The sequence below is a fragment of the [Bacillus] selenitireducens MLS10 genome (assembly GCF_000093085.1).
GTDB lineage: Bacteria > Bacillota > Bacilli > Bacillales > Salisediminibacteriaceae > Salisediminibacterium > Salisediminibacterium selenitireducens.
Genome location: NC_014219.1, coordinates 3,381,928 through 3,395,332 on the forward strand (window position 1 = coordinate 3,381,928; position 13,405 = coordinate 3,395,332).

Genomic DNA, 13,405 nt, shown 5'->3' on the forward strand with positions numbered 1-13,405 from the left:
TACACGGCTTTTTGGAGTCATGCAAGACAGAAATCAGGCAAACAAAAACCCGGTTCATCAGTTTTTGACTGACAACCGGGTCTTATTCAGCGTTCGCGTTCAAATTCCGTATCCTGAAAAATAATGTCGTGAATATACCACCAGGTTTCCGGGTCGAGGACATCCATGTAATCGCCACCGTCGCCGACAATGCCATATCCGACCATAGCTCCGAGAAGCACTGCGCCGGCTGTAAGCGCGAGTATAATCAAAACTCTTAAGATAATCGGGAATCGCCGCATACGGTATTTCTTTTTCCGTTTGCGTTTCTTCTTCCCATCCTCCCCGTCCTCATCCCTGCTTTGCTCCTCGTGATCCTTAGAACGGAGGCGGGTCTCCTCTTCTGTCTCTTTTTGATCTGGCGCATTCAGAGGGTCCGGACGAAACTGCTTAATGCCTGTATGGTCACGGGCAACCCGTTCCATCGGTTTGGTTGAACCATTCGATTTGCGGACTCCGTTATCATTGTTTTGTTCTTTAGGACTCATGGCTGTAACTCCTTCTTTCACTGCAGTCAACCATCCGGACGACCGCCCGGAAACAGTTAGCGAAGATTCGTGACCAGACCTTTCATCTGATCGGTGATCCCGATGGCGCTCGCGTTAAACTGATAGGCACGCTGCGCTTCGATCATGGACGTCATTTCCCTGCTCATATCCACATTCGACATTTCCAAGGCTCGCTGTAGCACCACATTTTCTCCAACTGCATCTTCAAGTACATCGTCAAAGCCGAGCCCGAGTTCATCGAGATCGCCAAAGACAAAATTATTCTCTCCGACATTTTGAAGTAATTGAGGACGTGTAATGTTCACCATCTGAAATTGACCAATATCCACTTCTTCATCTTCTGCGAAATTCACTCTCACGGTCCCGTTATTCAGTACGGTTACACCTTCATTCGGCACAGGGACAACAAGCGGTTCACCATCAGCACCAAGGACGAAATCCCCCTGGGAATTGACGATGAAGTTTTCTGCATCATCGGCAGGGTTCGGGGTGTAGTAGAAGTTTCCTTCTCTGGTGAACCGTCGGTTGCCCTCTTCATCCGGGGCAATCTCAAAGAAGTAGCCTTTTTCGGTCATGGCGAAATCCAGATCCCGGCCGGTTTCACGAATAGCCCCCTGATCAAACCGGATTTCCGTCTGTCCGGCGATGGCGCCTGTTCCCCGGCGTATGCCAAGAGGCGTATCCCGGCCGCCTTCAAACTCCGTTCTGTTCAGGTTATTGACCTGTTGGAACAAAAGATCATTAAAGCTCACATCCCGGCGCTTAAAGCCGATCGTATTGACGTTGGCCAGGTTGTTCCCGACGGTATCAAGCTTTTTTTGCAATTGACCCATGGTCACTGCGGAGTTAATCATGGACTGATTCATAGGAGGTTTCCCCTTTCTTGATCACCATTATCTGATGCGGCCAATGTCGTTGACAGCACGTTCAAGGCTCTGATCATAGGCTTGCAGCACCTTCTGGTTTGCTTCGAAGTTTCTGAGGGCAGCCATCATCTGTGTCATCGTCTGGCCCGCGTCCACATTGGAACGCTCGAGATAGCCCTGCTGGAGCTGATAAAGCACGTCATCATTGCCGATGGCAGAAGCGATCGCTTCATCGCCATCATACCTCAGAAAACCGCTGCCTTCCTTGACGAGAAGGCCCGGATCCGGAATCAGCATAATATCTATCTGACCGAGAAACACTTCATCTGCATCGTCTGTGAAGATTTCGCCGTTCTGGTTCACCCTGAAATCCTCGTTCCCGACTTCGATCGGTGCACCATCCGTATCAAGGACGTAGTGACCGGTCCCCATTGTCAGAAAGCCGTCACTGTCAACGGTGAAGTCACCGTTACGCGTATAGCGGATGTCGCCGTCGTCGTTTTGAATCTGAAAGGCGAGCATGCCCGGGAGTCCCGAGTCTTCATCCATCGGGGTTTCTCCCTGTAAGAGAGCGATATCCGTTGAATTTGTCGTTTCCATCAGATCCCCCTGCCGGAAATTCGGCGTGCGCTCCTGCATATAGACCCCTGTTGAGAGTTCGCCGATGACCGGGCTTCTGCGGCCCGGGAACTGATGGTCCGTGCCCATTGCCTGGATCAGCATATTCGGAAATGTCCGAAGAGACCCCTGGTCCGCTTTGAAACCCGGCGTATTGACATTCGCTATGTTATTACTCAGCATTTCCTGATTGCGCTGCTGGGAAATCATCCCTGCACCGGCTGTGTATAATCCACGAAGCATCGCGGCTCACCTCACTGATCGGTTTATGGTCGTGCCTCTCATGAATGACGGTCCGTTTACACGCTCATGTTCTTCTTTATGCGATCAAGATTCTCGAGCATAATCCCGGTTCCGATCGCCACGCAGTCCATCGGGTTCTCCGCAACCATCACCGGCACTTTCAGCTCATCAGAGAGGAGTCTGTCGATGCCGTGGAGATAAGCACCCCCGCCGGTAATAATAACGCCGCGGTCGATGATATCCGCGCTCAGTTCAGGCGGCGTCTTTTCAAGGACGTTCTTCGCTGCCTGTACGATCTGGTCGACGGCTTCCTCCATCGACACACGAACCTCTTCAGAGCGGACCGTGATCGTTCTTGGCAGACCGCTGACAAGGTCACGGCCGCGGATATCTATCGCTTCATCCCGTGAATTCGGATAGGCCGTGCCGACTTCTTTCTTGATGTCTTCAGCCGTCCGCTCCCCGATCAGAAGCTTGTATTCTTTTTTGATATAGGCAAGGATGTCCTGGTCAAAGCGGTCACCTGCCACTTTGATCGACTGGGCCGTCACGATGTCCCCCATGGAGAGGACCGCAACGTCTGTCGTTCCCCCGCCGATATCAATCACCATGTTTCCGCTCGGCTGATAAATATCCATACCTGCGCCGACTGCGGCAACCTTTGGTTCTTCTTCGATGTAGACGTTCTTCCCGCCGCTTTTCTCTGCAGCTTCACGAATCGCCTTCTGCTCAACGGACGTGATGTTCGTCGGGCAACAGATCAGAATCCGCGGCTTCGTAAACCAGCCTTTGACGCGGACTTTGTCAAGGAAGTGTTTGAGCATGGATTCCGTCGTTTCAAAATCGGCGATGACGCCGTCTTTCAACGGACGGGTTGCGACGATGTTGCCAGGCGTCCGGCCGACCATGCGGAAGGCTTCATCCCCGACTGCGAGAACCCTGCCTGTTGAGTTGTCAATGGCTACGACAGACGGTTCATTCAGTACAATGCCCCGTCCTTTCACATGAATTAATACGTTTGCTGTTCCCAAGTCAATTCCGATATCTCTTCCTAACATAATCGTTTCGTCCTCCTGACATCCGTCGCGAATTCTATGTAGCTGTGGCACTCGATTCGAACAGGTTTATTCCATTTACTCATTTTATCATAAATCAGACAGGAACAGGACCATCCGCAGTGAAAAAAACGTGCGAATGGTCCTTCATGTCCCTGAACGCCTTCACGTGTAAGGGGAAATGACTTTTACTTTTTGAGCGCTGCTTCCTTCGCTTTATCCGCAGCTTCCGCTTCTGCCGTTTCGTCTACCCGCTCAATCTCGGCACCGAGGGCCTTCAGTTTTCCTGAGAAGTCCACGTAGCCTCGGTCAATATGACGAAGTTCGGTTACGCGGGTGTAGCCGTCTGCCACGAGTCCGGCAAGAATAAGGGCCGCGCCTGCACGAAGATCCGTTGCCATGACTTCAGCACCTTGAAGCTTTGCATCACCGCTGACCATCGCCGAGCGCGCTTCGATTTTCACATCCGCATTCATGCGTCGGAATTCTTCCACATGCATAAAGCGGTTCTCGAAGACGGTTTCTGTAATGACACTCGTTCCCTCGGCAACAAGCATCATCGCCATCATCTGCGACTGCATGTCTGTCGGGAAACCGGGATGCGGCATCGTTTTGATGTCCACAGCCTTCAGTTTCTCAGGACCGATGACGCGGACGCCGGTTGATTCTTCATAAATGATGACACCCATTTCCGTCATCTTCGCAATGAGCGGTCGGATGTGTTCCGTCAGGACGTTTTCAACGAGCACGTTCCCACCGGTGATTGCCGCCGCCACCATAAAGGTGCCCGCTTCAATCCGGTCCGGAATAATGGTATGCACGGCGCCGTTTAACTCTTCGACACCTTCAATTTTAATGGTGCCTGTTCCGGCACCGCGGACTTTTGCGCCCATGGCATTTAAATAATTGGCAAGATCTACGATTTCCGGCTCTTGGGCCGCGTTTTCAATCACGGTAGTGCCAAGTGCCATCGTGGCTGCCATCATGATGTTTTCCGTTGCACCGACGCTCGGGAAGTCAAGATAGACTTTCCCGCCGTAAAGACGGTCTTCCACTTTCGCTTCGATAAAGCCGCTGCCGATTTCAACCGTCGCACCCATTGCTTCAAAGCCTTTCAGGTGCTGATCGATCGGACGTGAGCCGATGGCACAGCCGCCTGGAAGGGCGATTCTGGCGTGCCCTTTTCGGGCAAGAAGCGGTCCCATAACAAGGAATGATGCGCGCATCTTCCTGACAAATTCAAACGGTGCTTCAATATCAAGATCGTCTTGTGCATCGACTTCAATGCTTCCGCTTGCCTCATCATACGTAACCGATACATTCAGATTACGCAACACTTCGTTAATCGTATAGACATCAGCGAGTGACGGTACATCATGAATCGTACTCGTCCCTTTCCCGCCGAGTAATGATGCTGCAATGACGGGTAAAACTGCATTTTTAGCGCCTTCAATCCGGACAGTGCCTGTCAAAGGCTGTCCGCCGCGTACAATAATTTTTTCCAATATCGTTCCCTCCAGGTCCATTTCATGGCTCAATGGTTTTCACATTCGTTTTCATGTGCATATTCGTGTGCAAGATTTCATTCATTACGTGCATCCTGAATGACAAAAAGATGCACTCAAAACAGTTTAGACGTTATCGGTTACAGATCGGTTACAGTGATTGAATAATCTTTACCGGTTGAATCTGACCGCCTTTCGTTCTCCGTCAAAAGAGAAAACGCAAAGACTGTGACCAGTTCAGGTAATTCAGGATAAAGCCGGTAATGAGATACGTCAGTGCAATGGTCAAAATAACCAGGAACGCCTTCGCTCTCAGTCCTTCCGGGTCTTTCACAAAGAGTTCCATCCGGATGGCCTGCACAGACCACCAGACGATGACGAGTACCATCAGGCTGATCAGAATGTTGAACAGTGATTGTTGGCCGAGTTGATCGATCATAATTACAGGTGCCTCCAGTGTATCGAGCTGATGTCGCGTCAGACGCTGCCAAGGAGCGTTTGGGTGTTTATGTAAAGGAAGTTACATTTCTCCTGTCTAGCACCGTCTGAAGTACATTACCCGTCAGTTGTTGATTTAATCATGTTATAGCAAAAACAGGACATATGCCATAACAACAACCATCATAAAACATTCACCAATCTTTTACTACTGATTTTGGGCATGTTTCACAAAAAAAAGATAGGACTATTTAATCATTTTTGCGTTTTGTCGAACGTCCGTTGTGGGTTATTCTCCAGAAAAGACCCTCACTGCTCCGAATCCTTTTTCCTGTAAGGGGTTTCAATTTTTGCGTTTCACCGAAAAGCAAATGGAGTAAAAAAGAAAAACCGCCTGAAGGAAGCAGGGAAGTCCCTGCCGTCTGTTTCAGGCGGTTTCGTTCGTCAGGCTTTAGAAGAATGCCATCCAGTTGAACTGGGTGAAGATATTGAACAACAGATTCGGCAATACACCGAGAATGATTGTTGCTGCAAGGGTAATGGATACCACTGCATTGATGCTTGTCGGCACCTTCAATGTTTCATCATTTGCTTTTGGTTCTACCATGAACATCTGCTTCATCACACCGAAGTAGTAGAAGAAGCTGATGATGGATGTGACAATCATGATGATGGCAAGCCAGAGCATATCGCCTGTAATGGCCAGGATGAAGATATTCGCTTTGCCGATAAATCCTGCCGTAAACGGCATCCCTGCCAGGGACAGGAAGAAGATCGTCAGGGCGATGGCCATATACGGAGACCGCTTGTACAGTCCTGCAAACGCATCGAGCCCCGTTTTACCGCCTGCATCCTCTGTGACGAGGGTGATGATGGCAAAGGCACCGAGCGTCATGAGCACGTAGGCCACGGAATAGAAGGCAATGATGTTCGTTGATGCATTGCCGAGAACCGTTGCGAGCGGAACGAGGAGGTAACCGGCCTGTGCAATGCCGGAGAAGGCCATGAGGCGCTTAATGTCCGTCTGCGTCAGGGCGATGAAGTTACCGGTAATCATCGTAATCGCTGCAAGGGTCGCGATGATGAACGCCCACTCCTCAAACACGCCGCCAAATCCGATGGTGAATACACGGATGACGATGGCGAACCCGGCCAGCTTGGAAACCGCTGACAGAAATCCGGTGATCGGAGTCGGAGCACCATAATACACGTCCGGTGCCCACATGTGGAACGGTACGGCGGAAATCTTAAAGCCGAACCCGGCGAGCATCATGACAAAGGCAATGATCATCATTTGCGGGTAATCCGCAAAGAGTTCAGGCATAACCTGTCCGATTTCATATACGTTCGTTGTCCCGGTCAGTCCAAACAGGAAGGACATCCCGTAGAGGATGAAGGCCGAAGCCGTTCCCCCGAGGACCAGGTATTTAATAGCTGCTTCTGTGGAGCTTGTGTTGTACTTTTTGAATCCGGCTAATGCGTAAGACGAAATACTTAAAATTTCCAGACCGATGAAGAGCGTGATGAGGTCTGCAGAAGAGACCATGATCATCCCACCGAGTGCTGTAAACAGCAGGATGGAATAATACTCGCCCTGATACATATCATCGTTATTGTCCAGAAAGTGGAGACTCGACAGAATGACGAGTGCCACACCAATCAGGATGATCAGTTTAAACACCATCGCGAATGGATCAACAATGAACGTTGCACCGATGCTCCCGGGCGTTGTGTTCATCACAACGACAAGGACCGCGGTCACGGCGAGGGACAACACGGAAAGATGCCCGATAAACGGCTTCTTCCGGTGGATCCCAGTCATAAAGTCCAAAGTGAACACGAGTAGTGCCAGTGCGCCTAAGACGATTTCCGGAGTCATTAAAGACCAATCTGCGTTAAAAGCTAACATGTCTTTAACCCCCTATCTTCGACACAAGGTCGATAACTGTAGTGTTAATGACGTCGCTCAGGATATACGGGTAAACCCCGATGAGAATGATGAAGACAAAGAGCCCCACCATCGGAACGTATTCCATTGGACGTGCGTCCTTAAGACCGGCATACTTTTCGTTCATCGGACCAAATGTTGTCCGCTGCATCGCCCACAGAAGATACGCTGCAGTCAGGATAATCCCGAGGGCTGCAACCACGCCGATGGCTGTTGCTGCCGGAATGACGTCTGCAGAAGCACCGAAGATCCCGATGAAGGCAAGCAGTTCACTGACGAAGCCTGACAGTCCCGGAAGACCGACAGAAGCCATAGCCGCCGCAAGCATAAAGCCTGCCAAGATCGGCACGGATTTCGACAGTCCGCCAAGTTCGGAGATCGTCCGTGTTTTTGTCCGTTCGTAGATCGCACCCACCATAAAGAAGAGAAGGGCTGAAATAAATCCGTGGGATACGAGCTGGAAGATCGCACCCTGCATACCTGCTTCAGTGAATGAGGCCACCCCGAGGAGGACAATCCCCATATGGGAAATACTTGAGTACGCAACGAGTGATTTCAAGTCGGTCTGAACAAGGGCGAGGAGGGCACCGTAAATGATGTTGACCACCCCGAGAATTGCAATCAGTGTCGCAAAGCGCGCTGCCTGGTCAGGCAGAATGCCGAAGCCGACACGGATCAGACCGTAGGCACCCATCTTCAAGAGGACACCGGCAAGAATCATACTAGCTGCAGTCGGTGCCTGTACGTGAGCATTTGGAAGCCACGTATGGAACGGGAACACCGGGAGCTTGATGGCGAATGCGATAAAGAGGAAGATGAACATCGCCCCTTTGACGCTGCCCGTCAATACTTCAGGAACCATTGGGTTCGCATAGATTTCCGCAAGGCGGACAATGCTGAATGACGTTTCCTGGAACATCATCGCTTCTGCACCTTTGACAAAGATGGCGATGAAGGTCAGGAACATAATCCCTGAACCGAGTCCCGTGTAAACAAGGAACTTAAAGGATGCATATTCCCTGAGTTTGCCTCCCCAGATGCCGATCAGGAAGAACATCGGTATCAGCGTCAGTTCAAAGAACAGGAAGAACAAGAACATATCGAGGGCAACAAAGACCCCGAGCATCCCGGCCAGCAGAACGAGTGTCCAGATATAGAATTCCTTGACCCGTTTCTCAATGGAGAACGAAGCAAACAGGGCAAAGGTGGTGACGATGGTCGTCAGCACGATCAGCGGCATGGACAGACCGTCAACCCCGATTTCGAAGTTAATCTGCAAAAAGCCGATGTTGAACCATTCAATCACCGTATACATATCCGGCTGCATACCGGAAATCGTGCGGTCAAATGAGCCCCAGATAATGAGGGACAGGACGAGTACGGCTCCGGATATGACCGTCGCCATGGATCGGATTGCGTTCTTGTGCTCATTCGGAATTGCAAGCAGGAGTAGTGCACCAACGAGTGGCAGGACGATGAGCCAGATTAATAAATTTCCAATCATCCGAGATACCCCCCTAGAACGAAGGCAAGCGCGATGATCACGATTCCTCCAATTACTGATATGACACCGTACGTTTGCAGCTGTCCGTTATGGGCTTTTTCCATCGTTTTACCGGACGTATTCGTCAGCTTGCCGATCAGGTTGACGATGCCGTCAACGACCACCTTGTCGATTTCCCATAGGAAACGGCCAAGGGCTGTCGTCGGTCTGACAAAGACCGCCATGTACAGTTCATCGAGATAATACTTGTTTGACAGAACGCGGTAAGCGCCGCCTGCGGAGTTCGCAAGGTTCTCTGCAGAGATGCTCTTCTTGAAGTACATCAAGTACGCAAGGAAGATACCGCCACCGGCCACGATAAGGGAAACGGCTGCGAGCCAAAGTTCACCGTGAGGCTGTGAGCCGAGGTTCAGATCCTGCAGAAGGAAGTTCTCCAATGGATGCCCCATAAACGGCAGGTTCACAAGTCCGGCGACAACAGCGAGTCCGGCGAGGACCATCAGCGGCACGGTCATAAAGCCGGAGTTTTCCTTCGGCTCGCCGTGGTGACCGTGGTCATCGTCATGGCCGTGGTCATCTTCTTCCGGATACAGCTCTTTCGCTTCTTCAGAATCCCCGCGGTATTCACCGGTAAAGGTCTTAAAGAAGAGGCGGAACATGTAGAACGCCGTCATAAAGGCCGTCACAAGCGCCATACCGAAAAGAAGCGGATTCCCGTTCAAGAGAGCGGACGCAAGGATTTCTTCCTTACTCCAGAAACCGGCAAGCGGGAAGATCCCGGAAATGGCCAGCGCCCCGATCAGGAACGTGATGGATGTAATTTTCATCTTGCTCCAAAGGCCACCCATGACACGGATGTCCTGACGATGATGAACCGCGACGATGACACTTCCTGCACCAAGGAACATCAGCGCTTTAAAGAAGGCGTGCGTCATCAGATGGAACAGACCCGCTACATAGCCTGCCGTACCAAGAGCCAGAATCATAAAGCCGAGCTGACTGATGGTCGAGAAGGCGAGGATCCGTTTGATATCGTTCTGGACAAGGGCAATCGTTGCTGCAAAGAAGGCCGTAATGGCACCTGTATAGGCAACGACGGTAAGTGCCGTTTCAGAAGCCAGGAATACCGGGTACATGACACCGACGAGATACACACCCGCTGCGACCATTGTCGCTGCGTGGATGAGGGCACTGACAGGTGTCGGACCTTCCATGGCGTCCGGAAGCCAGACATGGAGCGGGAACTGGGCTGATTTACCAACGGCACCGAGGAACACAAGTAGTGCGATTGTTGTGACCATCGTGTCATTGATCATCCCGTTCTCAACAGCTGCATAAATGTCGCCGTATGCGAAGCTGCCTACCTGATTGTACAGAATGACGAGTCCGAGGAGGAGCCCGACATCACCGATACGCGTCGTGAGGAAGGCTTTCTTCGCTGCAGCTGCAGCTTCGGGCTTGAAGTACCAGAATCCGACCAGAAGGAAGGAACAAAGGCCGACAAGCTCCCAGAAAATAAATAATTGCAATACGTTCGGTGCAAGGACGAGTCCGAGCATCGAAAACGAGAATAAACCTAAGTACGAGTAGAAGACATGGATGCGATTGTCGTCATGCATGTAATCTCTCGAAAAGATATGGACGAGTAAACTGACGACCGTCACGACGATTAGCATCATCGCGTTTAGCGGCGTCACTTCATAGCCCATGGTAATCACATGATCTCCGAAATTGATCCAGTCGATCACGTATGAGTAAGTTTCTCCGCCTATGCGTTCAAACAGTACAATGACTGACAGGACGAACGATAAGGCCAAGGCTGTTATTCCGACCCAGGCTGCTTTTTCTTTCAGGAACCGTCCAAAGAATAGCAGGATCAGAAAGGCGATCAGCGGAAAAACCGGGATTAACCAGGCGTTTTGCATGATACCATCACCTTTTCTTCATATAGTCTCTTCGCATAAGAACGTGGTTTACAAAGTCTCCTGATGATTGTGGTGACCGTCAACGGGTATGTACTTTCCAAACCTTCGTTCCATTGTCGTTCATAGCTTGATTAGCGGCGCAACAGATCGTGCTTAATCACGTCGATGGAATTACGGTTACGATACAGGGCGATGATAATCGCAAGACCGAGTGCTGCTTCCGCCGCGGCTACGGTAATGACGAACAGTGTGAAGACTTGTCCGGAAACATCCGGGAATGGCCCTATCGTCGAGAACGCGACCAGGTTGACGTTAACGGCATTGAGCATCAACTCGACACTGGCCAGCATAATAACCAGGTGTCTGCGGGTTAAGACCCCATAAAGCCCAACGCTGAAAAGGATTGCTCCAACCGCCAGAAATAACGTGATATCCATAGCTTAGTCGGCCTCCTTTCGCGCAATTACAATGGCTCCAATGAGGGCTGCTGTCAGGAGAAATGCAACCGCAATAAAGGCCACGAAATAATGTCCGTATAAGTCCATCCCGATGGCATGGACTGTTGTGACCTCAGGCTGCGCATTTCCGGGCAGGTCCATGCTGAAGATCCCGTATAACAGGATCCCCAGCACGCCGACTGCCGAAATCGTCCCAATCACGTTGTGTGCGGTACGCGGATCTTTTTCGAATGAGACCGTCTTGTGATCGGTCATCATCATACCGAATACGAAGAGAATCGTAATCGCACCCACATACACCATGATCTGAATGATCCCGATAAACTCGGCACCCAATAAGAAATACAAACCTGCAACAGCAAAGAAACTGAACCACATGGAGACAACACGGTGTGAGATCGTGGTGAGTAACATCATCATTACCGCACCGGTAATCGCAATTAAAGCCAGAATCGTAAAAAAGATCATTTGTGCTGTCACTGATTGTCACCTCTTCCTGTCTCATCTTTCGAGGCTTTCTTCTCGTCCGATGATGCATCTTCAGAAGCCGGTGGTGTTTCGTCCTGCTGCGGTTCACTTGGCTTGGCTTCAGACGTTGCTTTTTTTTCGTCTTCTTTCTTTTCTTCCGCTTTGGCTTCCGGCTTTTTTTCCGGTTTCGCCTCTGCTTCTTTTGATTCAGACTTCGCTTCCGGTTTCGCCTCAGGTTTTGCTTCTTCCGTTTTGGCTGCCTCCGGTTTCGTTTCCGTCTTGGCTTCTTTCGCTTCGCCATCGCCTGTCTTTACAGCAGTGGCAGTCGCTGTTCCGCCGGCGGATTCCGCTTTCTCTTTTTCCTCCGCCTCTTTCGCTTCACGCTCTTTTCTTGCTTTGGCTGCGGCTGCCTTCTTGGCTTCTTTCTCCGCCTTTTCCTTCGCTTCCACTTCAGGATCTTTATAGTAGCCGTAATGCTCGTTTGCAGTCAGCCAGTTAATGTCCTTAAAGTGATCCGCACGGTTGTATTCACTCAGGTTGTCATAACGCGCCGTCATAACAATGGCCTGAGTCGGACACACTTCCGTACAGAAGTCACAGAGGATACAGCCCTGAAAATCAATGTTGTACGTGTCGATGACTTTCTTTTTCGGGTTTTCCTCACTCTTTTTACCCGTCAGTGTAATGACGTCCGTCGGACAGGCCTGCACACAGAGGTTACAGACGATACACTTCTCAGGGAAGAAACGGTGAATACCCCGAAACCGCTCGGGCATTACCATCTTCTCCTCCGGATACTGGATGGTCAGGTTCTTCTTCCGGAAGTAATTCAAGGTGACGCCGAACCCTTTTAACAATCGAAACATTTTATCACCCCATCCATACTTTAATAATTGACGTAATCACGATATTCAACAACGCTAACGGGATGAGCACTTTCCAACCGAAGTTCATTAGCTGGTCGACGCGGGCACGCGGCATTGTTGCCGTGAACCAGAACCAGGTGAACATCACGAGCAGAACCTTGAGAATAAACCAGACGATTTCCGGCAGGAATGCCGGTCCGAGCCAGCCGCCGAGGAATAAGGTTGTCGCAAGCCCCGCAATAGCGATGGCGTACGTGTATTCCGCTAGCATGAACATGGCAAAACGGAAGCCGGAGTATTCAGTAAAGTAACCTGCAACGAGCTCAGATTCCGCTTCCGGTAAATCGAATGGTGAACGGTTCAGTTCGGCAATGGATGAGATCATGTATACCACAAAGGCAAGGAACTGCGGCACGATGAACCAGACACCCATTTCCGCCTGGAAATTCACAATATCCGTCAGATTCAATGAACCTACAAGAACGACAATCCCCACAACAGAAAGAATCAGCGGCAGTTCATAACTGACCATTTGGGCGACACCACGGATGGAACCCAAGAGGGCGTACTTGTTGTTTGACGACCAGCCGCCCATCAAGACACCGAGCATGGTGATGGATGAAAACCCAATAAAGTAGATCAGTCCGATATTTAAATCCGCTCCCCCGATCGAGCTCGAGTAGACGAGAACGGACATAACGGAAAATGCAGGTGCAAATGCCAGTACCGGTGCCAGTACGAAAATTGGCCGGTCGGCTTTTGCCGGGATGATATCCTCTTTAATGAGAAGTTTCATAACGTCGGCAACGGTCTGTACCGTCCCCCATGGTCCGTGCCGGTTTGGACCCGGACGGAGCTGGATGCCCCCGATGACCTTACGCTCACCGAGAATGGCGAAGGTTACGCCTGCGAGGAGGACGAGAAGAACCGCAACTGCATATAAAAACATCATCAAATATTCCA

At 50.7% G+C, this 13,405-nt stretch carries 13 protein-coding genes; all 13 read right to left on the reverse strand.

The window, feature by feature from the left end; translation table 11 throughout:
- Positions 1-86 precede the first annotated feature (86 nt).
- Complete coding sequence (locus tag BSEL_RS15850) at positions 87-527, reverse strand: DNA-directed RNA polymerase subunit beta (RefSeq protein ID WP_013174020.1); 441 nt, start codon at positions 525-527, stop codon at positions 87-89.
- 56 nt (positions 528-583) lie between these two features.
- Positions 584-1,414 carry a flagellar hook-basal body protein gene (locus BSEL_RS15855; RefSeq protein WP_013174021.1) on the reverse strand — a complete coding sequence of 277 codons (831 nt, stop codon included), beginning with the start codon at positions 1,412-1,414 and terminating at the stop codon, positions 584-586.
- A gap of 27 nt (positions 1,415-1,441) precedes the next feature.
- Positions 1,442-2,275: a flagellar hook-basal body protein gene (locus tag BSEL_RS15860; protein WP_013174022.1), complete on the reverse strand. Its 834-nt coding sequence runs from the start codon at positions 2,273-2,275 to the stop codon at positions 1,442-1,444.
- Positions 2,276-2,331: 56 nt separating this feature from the next.
- Positions 2,332-3,333 (reverse strand): rod shape-determining protein, encoded by a 1,002-nt coding sequence (gene mreB, locus BSEL_RS15865; protein WP_013174023.1) that lies wholly within the window; start codon positions 3,331-3,333, stop codon positions 2,332-2,334.
- A gap of 185 nt (positions 3,334-3,518) precedes the next feature.
- Positions 3,519-4,835, reverse strand: a complete 1,317-nt coding sequence (murA, locus tag BSEL_RS15870) for a UDP-N-acetylglucosamine 1-carboxyvinyltransferase (RefSeq protein WP_013174024.1) — start codon at positions 4,833-4,835, stop codon at positions 3,519-3,521.
- A gap of 205 nt (positions 4,836-5,040) precedes the next feature.
- Positions 5,041-5,274, reverse strand: a complete 234-nt coding sequence (locus BSEL_RS15875) for a DUF1146 family protein (RefSeq protein WP_013174025.1) — start codon at positions 5,272-5,274, stop codon at positions 5,041-5,043.
- A 450-nt stretch (positions 5,275-5,724) separates the two neighbouring features.
- Positions 5,725-7,182 (reverse strand): NADH-quinone oxidoreductase subunit N, encoded by a 1,458-nt coding sequence (locus tag BSEL_RS15880; RefSeq protein ID WP_013174026.1) that lies wholly within the window; start codon positions 7,180-7,182, stop codon positions 5,725-5,727.
- Between the two features lie 4 nt (positions 7,183-7,186).
- On the reverse strand, positions 7,187-8,725 hold the full coding sequence (locus BSEL_RS15885) for a complex I subunit 4 family protein (protein WP_013174027.1): 1,539 nt from the start codon (positions 8,723-8,725) through the stop codon (positions 7,187-7,189).
- Positions 8,722-10,650 (reverse strand): NADH-quinone oxidoreductase subunit L, encoded by a 1,929-nt coding sequence (gene nuoL, locus BSEL_RS15890; RefSeq protein ID WP_013174028.1) that lies wholly within the window; start codon positions 10,648-10,650, stop codon positions 8,722-8,724. Before nuoL ends, BSEL_RS15885 begins: the two co-directional genes overlap by 4 nt.
- 131 nt (positions 10,651-10,781) lie before the next feature.
- Positions 10,782-11,087 (reverse strand): NADH-quinone oxidoreductase subunit NuoK, encoded by a 306-nt coding sequence (nuoK, locus tag BSEL_RS15895; protein ID WP_013174029.1) that lies wholly within the window; start codon positions 11,085-11,087, stop codon positions 10,782-10,784.
- A gap of 3 nt (positions 11,088-11,090) precedes the next feature.
- Complete coding sequence (locus BSEL_RS15900; protein WP_013174030.1) at positions 11,091-11,588, reverse strand: NADH-quinone oxidoreductase subunit J family protein; 498 nt, start codon at positions 11,586-11,588, stop codon at positions 11,091-11,093.
- Positions 11,585-12,442 carry a NuoI/complex I 23 kDa subunit family protein gene (locus BSEL_RS18405; RefSeq protein WP_013174031.1) on the reverse strand — a complete coding sequence of 286 codons (858 nt, stop codon included), beginning with the start codon at positions 12,440-12,442 and terminating at the stop codon, positions 11,585-11,587. Before BSEL_RS18405 ends, BSEL_RS15900 begins: the two co-directional genes overlap by 4 nt.
- A gap of 4 nt (positions 12,443-12,446) precedes the next feature.
- Positions 12,447-13,394: an NADH-quinone oxidoreductase subunit NuoH gene (gene nuoH / locus BSEL_RS15910; protein WP_049773743.1), complete on the reverse strand. Its 948-nt coding sequence runs from the start codon at positions 13,392-13,394 to the stop codon at positions 12,447-12,449.
- Positions 13,395-13,405: the final 11 nt, after the last annotated feature.